The sequence below is a fragment of the Pseudomonas sp. Irchel s3f19 genome, from assembly GCF_900187555.1.
GTDB lineage: Bacteria > Pseudomonadota > Gammaproteobacteria > Pseudomonadales > Pseudomonadaceae > Aquipseudomonas > Aquipseudomonas capeferrum.
The window spans coordinates 1-18,059 of the sequence record NZ_FYDW01000019.1 but is presented as its reverse complement, the minus strand read 5'-3'; the positions used below and the strand labels follow the sequence as shown (position 1 = coordinate 18,059).

16 protein-coding genes and 1 pseudogene are annotated in these 18,059 nt (G+C 59.4%); 11 read left to right on the top strand and 6 right to left on the bottom strand.

What is annotated here, in order from left to right:
* Positions 1-756 precede the first annotated feature (756 nt).
* Complete coding sequence (locus CKW22_RS25960) at positions 757-999, bottom strand: hypothetical protein (RefSeq protein ID WP_095065524.1); 243 nt, start codon at positions 997-999, stop codon at positions 757-759.
* A gap of 461 nt (positions 1,000-1,460) precedes the next feature.
* Positions 1,461-2,687 carry an MFS transporter gene (locus CKW22_RS25955; protein ID WP_095065562.1) on the bottom strand — a complete coding sequence of 409 codons (1,227 nt, stop codon included), beginning with the start codon at positions 2,685-2,687 and terminating at the stop codon, positions 1,461-1,463.
* Positions 2,688-2,909: 222 nt separating this feature from the next.
* Here CKW22_RS25955 and CKW22_RS25950 point away from each other — a divergent pair, with 222 nt between their 5' ends.
* A complete protein-coding gene (locus CKW22_RS25950; protein WP_095065560.1) occupies positions 2,910-3,458 on the top strand; it encodes an adenylate kinase in 549 nt (182 codons plus the stop codon).
* 108 nt (positions 3,459-3,566) lie between these two features.
* Positions 3,567-4,283, top strand: a complete 717-nt coding sequence (locus tag CKW22_RS25945; protein WP_033698659.1) for a tellurite resistance TerB family protein — start codon at positions 3,567-3,569, stop codon at positions 4,281-4,283.
* Between the two features lie 21 nt (positions 4,284-4,304).
* Here the strand turns inward: CKW22_RS25945 and CKW22_RS25940 are convergent, their stop codons facing one another.
* Together CKW22_RS25940 and CKW22_RS25935 are read right to left on the bottom strand one after the other, a co-directional pair.
* Complete coding sequence (locus tag CKW22_RS25940) at positions 4,305-4,814, bottom strand: ProQ/FinO family protein (protein ID WP_095065522.1); 510 nt, start codon at positions 4,812-4,814, stop codon at positions 4,305-4,307.
* A 169-nt stretch (positions 4,815-4,983) separates the two neighbouring features.
* Positions 4,984-5,778 carry a helix-turn-helix transcriptional regulator gene (locus CKW22_RS25935; protein ID WP_033698655.1) on the bottom strand — a complete coding sequence of 265 codons (795 nt, stop codon included), beginning with the start codon at positions 5,776-5,778 and terminating at the stop codon, positions 4,984-4,986.
* A gap of 129 nt (positions 5,779-5,907) precedes the next feature.
* On the opposite strand from CKW22_RS25935, the gene CKW22_RS25930 reads away from it, so the two are divergent.
* The 7 genes from CKW22_RS25930 (at position 5,908) to CKW22_RS25900 (ending at position 15,195) form a co-directional block, all read left to right on the top strand.
* On the top strand, positions 5,908-6,723 hold the full coding sequence (locus CKW22_RS25930) for a carbon-nitrogen hydrolase family protein (protein ID WP_033698654.1): 816 nt from the start codon (positions 5,908-5,910) through the stop codon (positions 6,721-6,723).
* 110 nt (positions 6,724-6,833) lie between these two features.
* A complete protein-coding gene (locus CKW22_RS25925) occupies positions 6,834-7,934 on the top strand; it encodes a polyamine ABC transporter substrate-binding protein (protein WP_095065520.1) in 1,101 nt (366 codons plus the stop codon).
* Positions 7,935-7,985: 51 nt separating this feature from the next.
* Positions 7,986-9,620: an amidohydrolase gene (locus tag CKW22_RS25920; protein ID WP_095065518.1), complete on the top strand. Its 1,635-nt coding sequence runs from the start codon at positions 7,986-7,988 to the stop codon at positions 9,618-9,620.
* Positions 9,621-9,753: 133 nt separating this feature from the next.
* Positions 9,754-11,079: an alginate export family protein gene (locus tag CKW22_RS25915; protein WP_095065516.1), complete on the top strand. Its 1,326-nt coding sequence runs from the start codon at positions 9,754-9,756 to the stop codon at positions 11,077-11,079.
* A gap of 146 nt (positions 11,080-11,225) precedes the next feature.
* The gene (locus CKW22_RS25910; protein WP_033698648.1) at positions 11,226-12,542 is read left to right on the top strand and encodes an APC family permease; all 1,317 of its coding nucleotides are present in this window, start codon (positions 11,226-11,228) and stop codon (positions 12,540-12,542) included.
* 599 nt (positions 12,543-13,141) lie between these two features.
* Positions 13,142-14,134: a zinc-dependent alcohol dehydrogenase family protein gene (locus tag CKW22_RS25905; RefSeq protein ID WP_033698647.1), complete on the top strand. Its 993-nt coding sequence runs from the start codon at positions 13,142-13,144 to the stop codon at positions 14,132-14,134.
* Between the two features lie 164 nt (positions 14,135-14,298).
* Positions 14,299-15,195: a LysR family transcriptional regulator gene (locus CKW22_RS25900; protein WP_033698646.1), complete on the top strand. Its 897-nt coding sequence runs from the start codon at positions 14,299-14,301 to the stop codon at positions 15,193-15,195.
* A 143-nt stretch (positions 15,196-15,338) separates the two neighbouring features.
* Here the strand turns inward: CKW22_RS25900 and CKW22_RS25895 are convergent, their stop codons facing one another.
* Positions 15,339-15,824, bottom strand: a complete 486-nt coding sequence (locus CKW22_RS25895) for an ATP-binding protein (protein ID WP_095065514.1) — start codon at positions 15,822-15,824, stop codon at positions 15,339-15,341.
* A gap of 240 nt (positions 15,825-16,064) precedes the next feature.
* Between CKW22_RS25895 and CKW22_RS25890 the strand changes: the two genes are divergently transcribed.
* Both CKW22_RS25890 and CKW22_RS25885 read left to right on the top strand, forming a co-directional pair.
* Positions 16,065-16,532 (top strand): GNAT family N-acetyltransferase, encoded by a 468-nt coding sequence (locus CKW22_RS25890; protein ID WP_047583788.1) that lies wholly within the window; start codon positions 16,065-16,067, stop codon positions 16,530-16,532.
* A 221-nt stretch (positions 16,533-16,753) separates the two neighbouring features.
* Positions 16,754-17,554, top strand: coding sequence for an aminoglycoside phosphotransferase family protein (locus CKW22_RS25885; RefSeq protein WP_177447968.1), 801 nt, complete (start codon positions 16,754-16,756; stop codon positions 17,552-17,554).
* 329 nt (positions 17,555-17,883) lie between these two features.
* Here the strand turns inward: CKW22_RS25885 and CKW22_RS25880 are convergent.
* Positions 17,884-18,059 (bottom strand): annotated as a pseudogene (locus CKW22_RS25880) (IS630 family transposase); the annotation flags it as partial.

Here is an 18,059-nt window from a genome sequence, read left to right as displayed (position 1 = left end):
CTGAATTGATTTCACAGGGGCTTTAGCCATCTTCATGATGGCGGTGGCGATGATCGTGACATCCTTGTACGGTAAAAAATCTGACCACTCACCATTCGTCCAATTCAGTCAGGCGCTGGAGGGCCATGCGGTATCTGCAATATTGCGAAACGAAACCCCGAATAGTCCCAGCGATACTCTGTTCGTATCACCCATTGCATTCCGCCTCGGCGTATTGCTCCCACAGGGCCTGAGACTGTTGAAGCATTTCTGGAACCCGCTCTGAATCATTGGCCGCTTTGTGCTTGAGGTTATCCAATGTGGGGCCGCTATGTGCTTGTCGGGAGATAGGGTGATGGTGGCTAGGCGCCTGTCTTGGGTTTGGAGGTGGGGCGGCGCTCGATCTGATAGGCGCTGAAAATGCCAAGCCAGGCACCTGGTGGCCCCATATACAATCTCCAGGCATCCACCCCCATTAAAAAGCCGAGGCCATTCTGGCCCCTGTCATCCGTCCAGGACAGGCCTTGGGCACGTAATTTTCATTGGTATTCTGAAACACCACACTAGTCTACACGGGCCTCAATGCATCATGCCCAGTTCCGCGTCGTCCATCAGCGGCTTGGCCAATGCGCTGAAGTTTTGCAGCCTGGTCTGGCCTTTTCGCGGGGCAAGCCCGCTCCCACAGGATCACCACAGACTCGAGCCTGATGTGTACTTGTGGTAGCGGGCTTGCCCCGCGAAGAGGCCAGACCAGGCAACACATCACATCAATAGGCATTAATGCTGAGTACGCGGCTCGGCAGGCATCTGCACCTGAATCAACGCCGACTCAAGCAGCACACGCAGCGCCTCCAGCTCATGCATGGTCGTCATCATCAGGATCGACACGGGTGATTTGGGCTGCAGCAGAATCGCCTGGTGGGCCACGGTCTGTGCGCACAACGCGTAGTCCGCAGCCTGGATGAGGGTGTCTTCGAGAGAGTGGTGGTTGTGGGGTGGATCGGGAACGATCTTGAGCATGACTACGTCCTTTTAGAGATGCGGTCACCTGCCTGCTGTCAAACAGAAGGGTGGCAGCTGGACGTGGGTTGACAGACCGGCGGACATAGCAAGTTCCGGCGCACGCAAGCGTGCCCGCACGTACAGCCGCCATAAGGACGAGCTGTGCCATGTACCGTCGCGGCCTGTCAAAGCCGATCGCTCTTTGCAGCGACAGGCCGAGACTAGAGCGGTGCCTGAGCGGCCGCAACGGAAAAAAGGCGGCAGGAGTATGTTTGGGAAAAGGCCTACAAGGAAGGGGTTAAATCTGATTATTCATCACTGAAAAGCAAACCCCCGATCAATACTTCCAGGTCACCGACGCCGTCACGTTGCGCGGCGCTCCATCGCCCGTGCTGTCGACCAGCGGCAGGTTGCCCCAGTTGAACCGGAGCGGGTGAGTACCCGCTCGCGGATTGATGCCGGTTTTTTACTGCGGCCTGTCAGCAGGGCTGAACGGCCAATCGGTTAGTGACGCTACGCCCCAACACCAGCACCGTGACAAAGCCGCAGCCCACCAGCACCGTGGCCAGGCTCAACAGCACCGAGCTGCCCAACTGGTCGACGATCTGCCCGCCAAAGAACGAGCCCAGCGCAATAATCACCTGGAACATCGCCACGAACAGGGGCATGCCGCGTTCGACATCCTTGGGCGCGACCACAAACATCCAGATACTGGCACACGCCGGGAAGGCGCCGAAGGCGAAGCCCCACAGTGCGATCAACATTGCAGCGCCGGTCATGCCCGTGGCGAAGTGGGGGAACAGGGCGGTGCTGACGCCAATCATCACGGCCACCAGCATCAGGGTGTGGCGCACGCTGCGGTTGGCGGCGAAGCCGGCGAAGATGTTGCCGATTACCCCTGCCACGCCATACAGCAACAGCAGCGAGCCAATCGTCGGCCCATCGAAGCCGGCGTTCTGTTTGAAGAAGGGTGCCACATAGGTGTACGCGGCAAAGTGCGCCAGGCCAATCAGCAATACCGCAATCAACCCAACCCGCGCTTGCGGGTTGATGAACAGGGCCGGCAGGTCACTGATGCGGATGGCCTTGTCCGGGTTGAGCCGCGGTAGCAGCAGGACCTGCGCCAGCAGCACCGGCACGCCCACCAGCGCGGTAACCAGGAAGGTCATGCGCCAGCCCATCAGGCCACTCAGCCAGGTGCCCACGGGCACGCCCAGCACGGTGGCCAGGGTTACCCCGACCATGATGATCGAGGTGGCCTGGGCAACGCCCACGCCTTTGGGTGCCAGGCGGCCGCTGAGGGCAATGGCCGTGGCCCAGAAACCGCCGATGCTGACGCCCAGCAGGACGCGGCCGAACAGCAGCAGGCTGAAGTCACTGGCGTAGGCCACCACCGCGTTGGCGATGATCATGATCAGCGTCAGGCCGATCAGCAGGTAACGGCGGTCCATGGCGCCAATGCCCACCGACAGCAAAGGGGCGGCGAGGGCGGCCATGATGCCGGGCAGGGTCACCATCAGGCCGGCCTGGCCTGCGCTGATGCCGAGGTCGCTGGCAACGTCGTTGAGCACGCCCACCGGCAGAAACTCACTGGTGACCAGGGCGAAGGCACCCACGGCGACCGAAAGAATCGCCAGCCACTGCTGTTTGACGCTTTGTTGGTTATGTTCGGGAAGGCCGCTAGGGGCCTGGCTGTCGCTTGGCATGATGCTGGGTTCCAAGGGGGATGTCGCCTGCAGCAGGCGAGGAGAGGGCGAAAATTGAAGGCGATTATACGAGGGGGTTGGCGCCACCACACAGGCGCGCGGCTCGATAGTAATCATCAGTACGATCGATAAGACGCCCAGTGCAGAGCGCCTGCTGTTTGCTGCCGAGGGCTATGGTGTATGGTGCGGCCCCGAATTCGGCTTGCATTCATGGAGGATAAATTGCGTATCTACATTACAGGGGCATCGTGCGCCGGTGTGACCACGCTGGGTCAAAACCTCGCAAGGCAGCTCGGCTTGCAGCATGTCGATGTCGACGATTTTTACTGGATGCCCACCAACCCTCAATTTACCACCAAGCGGCCTGTCGATGAGCGCGTGGCTTTGTTGCAGCAAAGGCTGGGTGGCGACGATTGGGTGCTGACCGGTTCGTGCCTGGGCTGGGGCGATGCGCTGGTTGCCACTGTAGACCTTACGGTGTTCGTTGTCACACCAACGCCGGTTCGCCTTGAGCGGCTGGCCGCACGTGAAAAGGCGCGCTTTGGCGAGCGGATTGCACCGGGCGGTGACATGCACGCGATCCATGTGGCCTTCCGCGAATGGGCTTCGCAGTATGACGACCCGAGCTTTTCTGGCCGCAACCGGGCGTGGCATGAGGCGTGGTTGGCGGCGCGGACGTCTGCGGTTTTACGGGTGGATGGCGTGAGTAGTGCTGAGCAGATGGTTGCGCAGGTGATGCAGAGGTTGACGCAAGCAGCGCAGTCTACCTGACTGCTCGGTACTCCCCAGGCCACCCGTCGGCCAAACGGTCATGGCGGATCACCTTGAGGGGGCTATCGTTGCTGGGTTGGGCAACGACTACCGACCGAGGGCGGTGCCATGAACACTAGTGATTTACTCGAACAGTTACTTCGCGCCGGGCAGGGCTCACGGGCGCAACAAGGCAGTGGCAGCATGTCGTCGCAAGACGGCCTGGGTGGTTTGCTGGGCGGTTTGCTTGGCGGCGGCAATGCAACGGACGGCGGCGGTGGCCTGGGTGGTTTACTGGGCGGCCTGTTGGGTGGCCGTGGGGGCAGCAGCGCGGGCGGCAATAGCCAAGGGCGCTCCGCAGGTGGCGTCAATTATGCGGCCCTGGCGTCGTTGGGCATGATGGCTTACCAGGCCTATCAAAGCTGGCAGCGCAGCCAGGCGGCCGCTCCGCAACAAGCTGTGCGCACTGTGGATCAATTGAGCGGCCCCGAGGCCGAAGACCACAGCCATGCGATCTTGCGCGCGCTGATTGCGGCAGCCAAGGCCGACGGTCGCATCGACGAGCAAGAACAACAGTTGATCTACGCCGAAATCAAACGTCACACCAGCGACCCGCAGCTGCAGCAATGGCTGGATGAGGAAGTCAGCAAGCCACTCGATGCTGCAGAAGTGGCACAGTCGGCTCAGGACCCGGCCATGGCCGCGGAAATGTACTTGGCCAGTGTGATGCTGGTGGATGACCAGCAGCCCGCAGAGCGGGCCTACCTTGACGAGCTGGCCGGCGCACTGCAAATCGATCCGACATTGCAGGTGCACCTGGAACAGCAGGCAAAGAGAGCCGCCTGACCGGGCTGAGCGCGACTGAACTCAGTCTGTAGTCTGTTGCGCTGTGGTATCGGCGGCAGTGGCCGGGGCGCTCGCTTTTGGCTTCATACGATCACGTCGGCCCTGGCTGCGTTGCCGCGAAGCTTGTTGCTTCGCGTGCAGCGCCTGTGCGGCGGTCACGGTGCCAGAGGGTTGTCCACTCAAGTCCAAACGCGGCGCACCCTCCACCATGCTTGCCCAGTATCGAGCTCCGCGACACCAGGTAGAGATGCCCAGCTTAAGCTGCTCGCGGGTCAGACCCAGCAGCTCCAGGTGTTGCTCGGCATCCTTGAAAATACCCTCCTTGAGCGGCACCTTGGGGGCAGGGTTGACAGGGAAGGCCAATGGAAAATGCTTCTGCAATGGCCAGATCGCTTCCACCGCCGGATCCTGGGCACGAGGCTTCGCCTGCGGGGAAGGCTTGCGCTTGGGGTGTTTCGCGCTATCGGCCTTGACCTGTTGTTTTTCCGACCTGAGGCGGTCACGTAGCTCAGCTAGTTGTTCAAAACCCATCGTTCAATTCACTGCTTCGAAGTTGATTGCGTGGTGCAAGGATATTCCATAAAGCGCTTGGGAGCAGCCCAAACAGGATGAATCGCTGTTGTTTCCGTGAATGCGCCATGACCGGCTCGGCAGATTCTACCTGTCAGGGGCCGTGCACCTGTGGCGTGCCAGCTCCCGTTCAAGCGTTTTCAACCTGTGCCTTGTGGAACAGCGCAAACAGTTCTTGCGGCGATTTTACATTCAACTTCGCGTAGACATGCCGGCGGTGCACCTTGACGGTTTCGGCCGAGATCCCCAGCTTGCTGGCCACTTCCTTGTTCGAGCAGCCGCTGAGGATCAGGCGGATCACATCCAGCTCCCTGGCGGTCAGCGGCGTGCCGAGGCGCACCATGGCCTCTTCTAGGTTGGCTTGCCAGCGAGGTGCCTGGCGTGGCGCGCTTTCAGGCATCGCCGCCTCGAAAAACATGCGTTGGCGCATCAGGCCCACGACCCACGGGCGAATCATCTCCAGCAGCGAAACCTGCTCCGGCGTGAACAGGTGCCGGCTGCCCAGGGACAGGCACAGGCTGCGCACCTCATCGAGCCGCACGTTGTAGTGCAGTTCGTCCTGTTTCACATAATGGTTGAAGTAGCGCTGGTGGTATTCGGTGTCCCTGAAGCGCTCCGGCGCCACGTCCGCCAGGCGGAACAGCCCGGTGGCCGGTTGCTCGCGGTTGGCGATGTAGAAAGGGTCGAGTAGGTACATGCCCTTGATGTAGTCATGAAACAGCGGGTCGGGGCCTTCTCCCTCATACGGGCTTTCAGCGAATACAAACGGGCAACCCTCGCTGAACAACAGCACCGCCCAGTTATCGATCGGTACGTATTCGCCTATCAAGCGGCTCAAGGTTCGCCAGAAATCAGCCTTGTCCAGGTGTTCGATCACGTGGCCGGCAGCGCGATGCCAGGCCATGTCCTGGAGCGTTGGTGTCATGCATCTACCCCCTGGGGTTAACCACTCGACGTGATTGGAAACAGGCTGAAAAAACGCATAATTGCATCGACCTTTTGCAAAAGTCACTTATTTCCTGACCGGGAATCAGCCCGATAACAAGGTCCGAATATGAAGCTCGAACTGGTACAACTGGCGGGGCGCGATGGCGACACCGCCTACAATCTGCGACGTACCCTGGACGCCATCGCCCACTGCGCGCCAGGCGTCGATATCATCGTTTTTCCCGAAGCACAGGTCACCGGCTTTCTGAACCAGCAGAACATTGCCGAACAAGCCTTGACCCTCGACAGCCCCAGTATCCTGGCCATCCAGCAGGCCGCGCATGAGCGCCAGGTAGCGGTGGTCGTGGGGCTGATCGAGAACGACGGTGGGCAGTACTACAACACGACACTGTTCATCACCCCCGAAGGAGTGCAGCTCGGTTACCGCAAGACCCACCTCTGGGTTTCCGAACCCGGGCTGGTGTTGCCCGGCGACCGCTATGGCACCGTGGCGTGGCGGGGCGTGCGCATCGGCCTGCTGATCTGCTACGACACCGAGTTCCCGGAAACCGCCCGGGCTGTGGCGGCCCTGGGCGCCGAGCTGATCCTGGTCACCGATGGCAACATGGAACCCTATGGCCACGTGCACCGCACCTCGGTCACCGCCCGTGCGCAGGAAAACCAGGTGTTTGCCGTGGTCGTAAACCGGGTCGGGGAGGGTGAGGACAATACCGTGTTCGCCGGTGGCAGTGCGGTGGTCGACCCGTTCGGGCAGGTGTTGCTGGAAAGCGGGCGCCAGGAGTGCCGGCATGTCATCGAGTTGGACATGACTCAACTGGCCGATGCCCGTGCGCTCTACCACTACCAGGCAGACCAGCGCTTCCAGCTGCCCGGTGAGCGCATCGAACATGCCGATGGCCGACGCGAACTGCTGATTCCCTGAGCAAGGCTTGACGTGCCCAGCACCACCGGGCTCGCGCCAACGATAACAATAATCCAGCGACAGTCAGCGGACTGCACGGTCGCCAGCCGGCACTCCGCCAGGAGCCTTCCATGAAGCTTCACCCTTTACTCAGGTTCGGTCTCATCGCACTGCTCGGCACCACCTTGAACGTTGCCCGCGCGGAGCCTGCCCGCGTGCACCTGTATAACTGGTCCGACTTTCTGGCACCGGAAACCCCCAAGGAATTCCAGGCAGATACGGGTATTTCGCTGATCTGGGACGCCTTCGACAATGCCGAAGTGATGCAAAGCAAGTTGATGGCCGGGCGCACGGGTTATGACGTGGTGATGGTACCCGACGACCTCTTGCCCAGCCTGGTCAAGGCTGGAGTGATACAGGCGCTAGACCGTGAACGCCTGGGCAACTGGACGCACCTGGCCCCGGAAATCCTGGAAAAACAGCAAGGCAACGACCCGGGCAACCGCTACGCCGTTCCCTACATGTGGGGCACGACGGGCATTGGCTATGACCAGGTCAAGGTCCGGCAACTGCTGGGTACGAACGCGCCGGTGGACTCCTGGGACCTGATATTCAAAGAAGAGAACATCGCGAAGCTCAGCAAATGCGGCGTGGCGATGCTGGATGCGCCCGTGGAGATCGTGCCTATTGCGCTGAGTTACCTGGGGCTGCCACCGAACAGCAAGGAGCCTGAAGACTACCGCAAGGCTGAAGCGTTGCTGCTCAAAGTCCGCCCGTACATCCGCTATTTCGATTCCTCGAAATTCACCACCGACCTGGCCAATGGCGACATCTGTGCCGTGGTTGGCTGGGGCGGCTCGGTGTACAACGCCAAGGTCACGGCAGACCACGCCAACAACGGCGTCAAGCTGGCCTACAGCATTCCGAAGGAGGGCGCGCCGGTCTGGTTCGAAAACATGGTGTTGCTCAAGGATGCACCGCACCCGCAGCAAGGTTATGACTTCATCAACTACATGCTGCGCCCGCAAGTGATCGCCAAAAGCTCCGACTACCTCGGCTACCCCAATGGCAACAAGGACGCCACGGCCTTCATCAATCCGCAGTTGCGCGACAACCCGGCGGTATACCCGCCGAAGGACGTCATGGCCACGCTGTACCCGCTCGAAACGTTGCCGCTCAAACTGGAGCGCGTGCGCACCCGGCTCTGGAGCAAGGTAAAGAGCGGTACTTGATGGTCGCACCTGACCCTTCGCATAACAAAAATCCGCTTGACCGGAGTACGCATGACTCTCTCTGCAGACTTGATCATTACCCACGCTGACATCCACACCATGGACCCTAACCTGCCCAGGGCCCAGGCCATCGCCGTGCACCAGGGGCGTATCGTCGCCGTGGGCGCCAACGGCGATATCGAACGCATGGCGGGCGCCGATACGCGCCGCATCAACGCACAAGGGCGGCTGATGTTGCCTGGCCTGCAAGACACCCACGTGCACTTTCAGCTCAGCAGCGCCGACCTCTATCACAATGCCTCGCTATACGCCGCGAGTACTCTTGATGAACTGCTGAGTTGTATCCGCGCGTTCGCCGAACGCCACCCCGACAAGGCGTGGATTCGGGGCGTCGGCTTTTCCTCCAGCCTGTTCAGCCCGGACGTGCTCACCAAAGAGCTACTCGACAGTGTGACGGGCGGGCGCCCGGCACTCATGCTTGCCAACGACTACCACAATGGCTGGGCCAACAGCGCTGCGTTCGGGGTGGCCGGTGTGCGCGCAGGAAGCCCTGAGCCGCAGAACGGCAGTTATGTGCGCAACGCCGACGGTACGCCCAAGGGGTGGCTGTTGGAGGATGCGATCTGGGCAATGAATCGTATCGCCCCCGGGTACACTGACGAGGAATACCTCGAGGCCATGCAGCACTTCAGCAAGGCATTCAACCGCCGGGGCATCACGGGCGTGCTGGATGCCATGGTCAACCGCAACTACATGAAAAACTACCAGGCGTCCTATGAGCGCGGTGACCTGACCCTGCGCGTTCGTGCCACCTCCAAGGTCTTCGCGCACAAGCCACTGGACGAGCAGCTTCGCGAACTCCAGGACCTGCGCAACACCTACCAGGGCGACCGAGTAAGCATGCACTCGGCCAAGTTCTTCCTCGACGGCGTGCTGGAAAGCGGTACGGCAGTGTTTCTGGAGCCGCGAAACGACACCGGTGGCAACGCCGAGTTGATGTTCACCCAGGCGCAGATCAACGAGTACTTCGCAGCCTTCGACCGGGAGAGGTTCCAGTTGCACGTACACACCATCGGCGACGGTGCGGTGCGTGCTGCGGTGGATGGCATTGACCACGCCCGCCAACAGAATGGCCAATGGGATTCGCGCCACCAACTCGCCCACCTGCAGGTGGTGGCCCCGGTCGACATTCCCCGCTTCACCACCCTGGGCATCCTGGCCAACTTCCAGCCTTTGTGGGCGCAGCCGCAACCTGAAGCCGACGCCATCGCCCACGCCATGCTGGGCGAGCAACGCAGCCAATGGATCTTCCCCATCGGTGAGTTCGTACGCAAAGGCGTGACGTGCATGATGAGCAGCGACTGGGGCGTGAGCACCTATGACCCCTTCCAGATCCTGCAATCTGCGGTCACCCGCCAGGCACTCGATGCCGGCCCCGACGACCCGGTGCACAACCCGCATCACCGCATCAGCATTGAAGATGCACTGCGTGGCTATACGCTCAATGCGGCCCACGCCGCCTGGCGGGATGACAGTACCGGCAGCCTCAGCGTCGGCAAGTACGCGGACCTGATCGTGCTTGACCGCAACCTGTTTGAGATCGCGCCCGGCGAGATCGCCCAGACCCAAGTGCTGCTCACCCTGCTCGAAGGCCAGGAAGTCCATCGAGACCCAGGCTTCGGCTGACGGGCCGCCCCGCAACGGGGCCAATCCCGCCACGCACCCCTCTATCTCGCGCCGGGCCTTCAGGCCCAGGGGGCAGTGCGCGCGCGAGGCACCGGGTTTGTCATTACAACAACAAGAATCGGGAGTACTCAGCATGTTCTTCATCACCCCGGCACGGGCGCTTTCGGCGCTTGGCGCCTTACTCAGCCCGTGCGCCTTTGCCGGGTATACCTTCGAAGCTGGCGACGTTACAGGGGAAGCGACGCTGGCCGCAGGCATAGCCAGCATCAGCGCCCGCAACGTCAATTTCGGTGCCGGGCGCGTGGACCTGCGCAGTGGCCGCAATACCGGCGAGCGGGCTGTCTGGCAGGAGATGTACCTGAAGCCCGGCGCAACCCTGCGCTATCAGATCAGCCCCGAACTGGAAGTGTTCGGCGGCGCGTCTTCGGTGGGGGCTGCAACCTTTGGCGACGGCGATGCGGGCGGCTACACCCGCAGCTCCGATCATGGGCTGGCCATCGAAGCCTTTTACGGCGGCGTGCGCAAAGGGGACTGGTCGTTCAGCGCCGGGCGCCAGGACTACAAGGTCGGCACCGGTTTCATCGTCATGGACGGCAACCTCGACGTGCTCGACGATGCCGCCTACTGGATTGGCCCACGGACTGCGTTTCGCGACGCTGCGCTTCTGGGCTACAGCCACGGCCCGCTCAGCGCCCAGGCATTCAGCTTGCGCACGGATGATGACCTGGGTGACTTTCGCATGAACGGCCTGAATATCGACTACGACCTGGTCGGTACGGTAACCCTGGGCGCCATGGCGATGAAGGTCGACGCCCTGTCGCACGAAGCCGACAGGTTGACCCCGCGTGACGGCATGCAGGTGTACAACCTGCGCGCGCTGCAAGGCAAGGTGCCGTTTGTCGACGACCTCACGCTGCACGGCGAGTATGCCGTCCAGCGCGGCGCGGGTGCCGGTGTCGACTACGACGCCAGCGCTTGGTATGCCCAGGCCGACTATGCCTTTTCTTCCGTGCCCCTGCAGCCATTGCTGAGCTATCGCTATGCCGCCTTCTCAGGCGACGACGACCCGAGCGATGGCAAACAGCAGGCCTGGGACCCGCTTAGTAAAGGCTATGTCGACTGGGGTACCTGGTTGATTGGCGACGTCGTCGGTAACTATCTGCTGTTCAACAGCAACGAACGCGTAAGCCAGTGGGCACTACGCACGCACCTGACTCCCACGCTGAACCTGGGCGGCATTCATTACCAGTTCAACCTGGATGAAAAAGTGCTCAACGGTGGGGCCGTCAGCGATCGACGCTTCGCCGACGAAAACGTGCTGTTCGTCGAATGGACACCCACAGCCAGCGTTTACACCAGCGTGTCCTACAGCTGGGTCAAGCCCCTTGCCGCCGCCCGCGAAACCTACGGCAACGACGATTTCAGTGCATTCGAGATGTTCGTCTCGTACCGCTATTGAACCAAACCTGAAAGCGGATGCGGCCCGGACCGGCCGCATCTGCTTCATCACCAACAGGAACACCACCGTGATCAATGCAGCTTCCGTGGGCCGCAAGGCACCCCTCTACGCCGTCCCCCCGTTCATGACTGAAAGGGAGTTTTGACATGGCCGATAATCCCGTCAAATTGACCGCCAGCCTCAGCCTGACCTCGGTGGTGCTCTTCGGCCTGGCCTACATGGCGCCTAGCCTGGTGCTGGTGATTTTTGGTGTCATTGCCCAGGGCAGCGCCGGCACAGCGCCTAGCGCCTTCCTGTTGGCCACCGGCGCCATGCTGTTGTCGGCATTGAGCTACGCCAAGATGGCCAGGCTGTTTCCGGTTTCCGGGTCCGCCTACTTCTACGCCCGGCAAATGCTGGGCGGCCAGTTAGGGTTTCTGGTGGGCTGGCTGGTGTTGCTGGACTACCTGTTCATGCCCATGGTCGCCTGGTTGGTGCAGTCGGTATTTCTCCATGTGCAATTCCCTGGCATACCGTTCTGGGGGTGGATGTTGGTCAATATCGGGCTGACCACGCTGGTAAATGTCCTGGGGCTCAGCCTTGCCGATCGCACAAACAAGTTGCTGACAGGGCTGGGCCTCGCCCTGGTGTTGCTGTTTGTGGTGTTGTGCCTGATCCACCTGTTGCATCAGGCTCCGGTGTCCCTGACCGCGCCCCTGTGGAACGCCAGCAGCACCTTCATGGGTGTATCGGCAGCGGCAGCCGTGGCGGCCTATTCCTATCTGGGCTTCGATGCGGTCACCACCATGGCCGAGGAAACGCGCGACGCCAAGCGCAACATCCCGCGCGCCGTGGTGCTGGTGATGGCGACGGCAGGCCTGCTGTTTGCGCTGGTCGCGTACATCATGCAGCTGGTCCATCCCGGTGGCGTATTCGAAGATGCCCAGACGGCGGCCTACCTCATGTCCATCGAAGTAGGCGGGCAGGTCTTTGCGGACTGGCTTAACCTCGGTTTGATCATCTCCGGGTTCGCCTCAGGCCTCATCGTGCAACTCAGCACCAGCCGCCTGCTTTACTTCATGGGCCGGGCCGACATACTGCCCAAAACGTTTTTCGGCACGCTCAACCCCAAGACCGGGGCGCCGGTTTTCAACCTGTTGCTCACCGCAGTGATCGGGTTGCTGGGTTTGAACCTCACGCTCGAAATGGCGACCTCCTTCATCAACTTCGGCGCCTTCCTTGGCTTCACTGCGGTGAACCTGTGCGTCATCTGCTACTACTACCGCGCTCGCCGGCGCGAGCGCCTCGGGCTGGTGAGTTATCTGTTGTTTCCACTGCTGGGTATGTGCGTGAACCTTTACCTGGTAAGCCAGCTAAGTGCGACCGCGATTGTCATTGGGCTTTGCTGGCTTGCCCTTGGCGTGGTCTACCTCACCTGGCTGACACGCGGTTTCCGCCAGCCTGCGCCCGACCTTCGGCCGTAGACGCCTTGGGGTGGATAGCGACGGCCGTGTTTCGCCCGTCGCTGTGCGTTGTCAGACCCAATCTCAGCAGCGCTAAGGGTATATCGCGCGCTATCCGACCAAGCGATTGCCACATAGTGGCCCATTACGATGTGAGGAAGTTGGCGAACGAAGGTGCCCAAGTTGACGTCGCATCCACTGTTCCAGTCAAGCGTGCAATAGCCACCGTGTACGCCGGTGCGGAGTTTGGCTTCCATATAGATTCCGTTGTGAATCAGCGATGACGCAGGTGGCAGGACCTGCCGTCCATGACATGGAAGCCGCTTACACGCCTGCGCTGTGCATGTGGGGGCTGGGCTTGCCGGCGGTGGGCTGTGAAGTGCCCCAGCACCCAGGGTCTGCTCTGGGTCGATAGCCGTTATCCATATGAGCGGGCGCTTTCGACCTATGGCTGCGCTTCGCGGATCCGTGCCTTTCTGTTTGCCGATCAGCTAGGGATTGGTTCTTCTTGAGTACCAATTTATGAGCCGATCAGCTCTCTATCGCAGGCAAGAGGGTGGGTAGGATCAACACAGCCTTCCAGAAGGAACCGTTATCTCTTGTCGTTAATGAGGTGTGCCATGCCCAAGGTTGTTCACTTTCACCGTACCGGTGACGCTGATGTTCTGATCCTCGATGAAGTCGCAGTACCCACGCCGAAAAGCGGCGAGGTTCAGATCGAAGTAAAAGCTATCGGTTTGAATCGTGCAGAAATCATGTACCGCACTGGGCAGTACGTGATTGATCCCCAGTTCCCAGCGAAGCTGGGCTATGAAGCGGCCGGCATTGTACGCGCGGTTGGCAGTGACGTCCGCGACCTTGTTCCCGGTGACGTAGTTAGCGTCGTGCCGGCATTCTCTTTCGCTGATTACGGCATGTATGGCGAGGTGGTCAATGCGCCTGCGCATGCTGTCGTCAAGCATCCGTCCAACCTCAGTTTCGTGGAGGCAGCGGCCAGCTGGATGATGTTTGTTACTGCATACGGCGCCCTGATTGAGTACGGCAATCTACAGGTTGGCGAAACCGTGCTTATCCCGGCTGCGTCGAGCAGTGTCGGCCTGGCAGCGATCCAGATCGCCAACATGCAGGGAGCCATCCCGGTGGCCCTTACCCGCACAAGTGCCAAGCGTCAGGCGTTGCTGCATGCAGGTGCAAAACATGTCATCGCCACCCAGGAAGAGGATCTGATTGCCGAGGTGGCAGCGATCACCGAGGGCAAAGGTGCGCGTATTGTTTTCGATCCGGTTGGTGGCCCCGAGGCAACCAAGCTGATCAAGTCCATGGCCAACAACGGGATTTTCTTCCAGTACGGCGCTCTCGATCATCGCGATATCCCGGTTCCCGTCTTCGACATTCTTGGCAAACACCTGACCGTGCGCGGCTACGAGCTGTTCGAAATCACCACAGATATTCAAAAGCTGGCCAATGCCAAGGCATTCGTTGCCAAAGGCTTGGCAGGTGGTCAGCTCAAGCCCGTCATCGACCAAGTCTTCCCGCTCAATGAAATTGCGGCAGCACACCGCCGAATGGAGTCGAATTCGCAGATCGGCAAGATCGTCGTCGTGGTTGACTAAATAACATCCTGCGGCAGTGAGACTGGCGTCGTACGCCATCGCTGTTTGCTTCCAAGCAGTGATGGCTTACTTTGTTTTGGTGTCTGAGAGAGGGAGCCTAGCTTCGCTATCGTCCTCAGTGCAGAGTACGTCTGTCCCAATGCACAGGTAACTGGAAGATGGCGATGAACCTGATTGAAGCCATGCAAATGTTCGTGGCGGTGGTTGAGCATGGCAGCTACACCAAAGCGGCCGAGGCACTCAATGTACATCGCCCGGCACTCTCCAAGCTCATCCAAAATCTCGAGCACGAATTGGGAGTGCAGCTGTTACACCGCACCACGCGCAGAGTAAACACCACGCCCGCTGGCGATGAGTTCTACGAACGCAGCCTGAAATTACTCGCTGAACTAGCGGACACACTGGACTGGTTTTCGCCGACTCGTCCGCCGCGAGGCAAGCTCAGGATCGACATGCAGACCGTACTCGGTCACGCGGTGATAATCCCGCGACTGCCCGAGTTCATGGAGCGCTACCCTGGCCTGGAAATATCTCTGGCAACCTCTGACAACTTGAACGACCTTATCGCGGAAGGCATCGATTGTTCCGTGCGGCTCGGTGATCTGGATGATTCGAGCCTGGTTGCCAAACGTATCGGCGAGGTCGCTTTGGTGACCTGCGCGGCTCCCGCCTACGTAAAGAAACATGGTTTACCCGGCACGCTGGATGATCTGCAGGCGCACCTGGCAGTCAACTTCATGGTTGAGCAGCGCCGCCAGATCATGCCTTGGCGATTCAGGGCCAACGGTAAAATGATTAGCGTAAAGATGCGCAGCGGCATCGTCGTCGACAATGCCGAGGCTTTGCTCTACTGCGCACTGGCGGGGATCGGGATGGTACAGGGGCTGCGCCCGGCGTTGCAGCGATACATCGATAGCGGGCGTGTAGTGGAGGTTCTGCCGGATGTTCCAGTCGAGCCGAAGACCGTTTCCGTGCTGTTTCCAGATCGCCGTCATCTGTCACCCAATGTGAGGGTATTTGTCGAGTGGGTGAGTGGGTTGTTCCAAGAGGAAAGGTATTAGGGGCGGTTATCGAACGTCAGCGTTGGGTCGATAGCGGTCGGTCGCAGATGACCGCTTCCGACCCATTGCGGCCGTTCACAGATGCCTGCTATCGGCTAGGAGTGGACACTCTAGGCGACCCAATTTTTCTGGAGATATCTTCGTCAAATGCGATGGATTTCGATCTGGAGCCCCTCATCCTTATCGGGCGGCTGAAAGTAGCTGGTGATCAGATCAAACTCTGCGTCGGTCGCACCAAATTCATGTTCGGCACGGCGGTTACGAATATGCAATCTGCTTCGACAGACATCGTCGTGTACCTCGATGTAGTGAACGCAATGGGCAACCTCGGCCGCGTCAGCCAGGCCCCGCAACCATTGCCGATCCTGGAGAGTGTTGGCAGGGAAATCCAGGACGACTGTCACCCCGGCACGCAACACATCAGTGACGAGCGGGCCCACCACATCTCTAATCTGACGCGAGAAGCGTACGTAATCGGTTACTGACTTGATTAGGTCTGGGTAAAGCTTTGAGAGCCAATGATCCTCGCTTAGCAGAATCGCCGACAGTTCGGTAGCCAAACTTTTTGCCAAAGTTGATTTGCCGGATGCAATCTTGCCAGACATGAGATGAAGCACTGGTGTGGGCATGGGGACGTCTCCTTGTCGAGCCCAGATGATGCTCATTGAATAGCTTCGAAGCAACCAGCGGCCACCCACTGTCTATATTGGGTCCATAGGAGCCGGTGCCGATTGCCTTCTCTCGACCCATTGCAGCCTGCTAGCACGGACGGCCTTTCAGGCATGCTTGATTTCGGTTTGCGCGTCAGCCATGCAGCTGGTGTGGCAAACTCTCTCTTTTTGAAGAAGCCTTGAGAGGAGCACAGGGTAATTCGACGATTCAGAATCGGGGATGAGATTGCGCTGTTCCGTGTTTTTTACTCTGCCATACATGACATCGCGTCACTCGATTACACTCGAGATCAAGTCGATGCCTGGGCTCCTGCCGATCTTGATCAAACGCTATGGGCGGAGCACCTTCGAAACCTCCGCCCGTTCGTGGCTGAGGTAGACGGGAAAATTGTGGGCTATGCCGACATTCAATCGAACGGTTACATCGACCATTTCTTTGTGTCGGGTACTCATCCTCGGCAAGGAATAGGCACTTTACTCATGAACCGTATCCATGAAGAAGCCAGGTTACTTGGCATTGATGAACTCACTTCAGACGTCAGCAAGACGGCTGAAGCGTTCTTTGAACTGCACGGTTTTCATGTCGTGCGGCGAGGATTTCCGATCCGCCTGGGCGTAACGCTTCAGAATGCATTTATGCAGAAAAACCTGAAATGCGGCGCATGAATGCCCCAGATCAAATGCGACTAACTGCATTCGCCCCGTTCAGACCTTCGTGACAGGAAACAACCAGTAAGAATTATTATTCCAGTAGCTTAGCGAAGCTCTGGTCAATGCATACTTATTGCTGGCAATGTCCTTTTGACGGATGATCCCGAGAGACTTATCCTGCGCTTATAGAGCTCGAATGAAAAATAGTTATGGACAGTGTTAAATTTGAAGAACCTATGTTTGATCAGTATCTGAAACGATGGGGACTGACAATCGACGGTGATGCTTTCGTCTCGCTGAACGGCAATCTACTACCCGTTCGCCAAGGCAATGTACCCGCCATGCTTAAAATCTCACAAGAGCCGGAGGAACAAGCAGGCAGCCAGCTCATGGCTTGGTGGGCCGGCGACGGTGCGGCGCCTGTGCTGGCCCACGAGGGTGAAGCTTTACTGATGAAGCGCGCGCAAGGCTCGGCCACGCTCATCCAGATGGTCAATAGTGGCCGGGATGACGAAGCCATTCGCATCCTCTGTGCGGTAGTAGCCCGTCTCCACATACCGCGCCCCAAGCCCATCCCTGAACTGGTTCCGCTCGTGCAATGGTTCGAATCGCTATTGAGTGCGGCAGCTACTCACTGCGGCATTCTTGAACACTGTGCGGGGGCGGCACGCGAGCTTTTGGCTGCTCCACGCGATGTCGCAGTACTTCACGGCGATATCCATCACGGTAATGTGCTTGATTTCGGCCAAGCTGGATGGCTTGCCATTGATCCCAAGGGGTTATGCGGCGAGCGCGGCTTTGATTATGCCAATATTCTCTGCAATCCCGACGAAGCAAGCGCGCTTGCACCGGACTGCTTCGCACGACGTATAGCACTCATCGCAGATGCTTCCGGTATTGATCGCCGAAGGTTGTTGCAATGGGTGCTCGCATGGACAGGATTGTCGGCAACCTGGATGCTCGAAGACGGTGCCGAGCCAAGAAGCAGGCTTGAGTTGGCAAAGTTAGCAGCTACGGCACTCAATATCAGCTTTTAGGTTGCAGAATGAGTTATCGGCCAATAACTGTAGATCGCACTTCATTAACCCCAGCATATGAGCGCGGGAGATGAGTATAAGGATATAGGTTGCGGGCGTCCGCTGTCGCCCCAAAACAGACGTATACATAAGTATGTAAGCTCTCAGGCGATTTATTGGAATTGGTGAGATGGCACAGGAGAGCATGGATTGATAGAAGTTCGCAGAGCAACTGTAGACGATGCTGAGGCGTTAGGTGTGATTGGTCCTGCTGCTTATGCGGCAGCATACCATTACCTCTGGAGCGACTGCGTAGCTCTAGTGTGGTGTTTCAGAAATACCACTGAAAATCATTTGCCCAGCGCTCGCGCCGCGCGAGCGACTGAGGCAAGGATGTCATCGGCCTTCTTGTGCCACCGAAATGGCTTCGGGTTCTGGTTGTAGGTTTCCAGGTAGTACTCGATCGACGCCTCCAGATCTTTAACGCTGACATGTGCCTGCCGCTTGATCCACTTCTCGCTCAGCG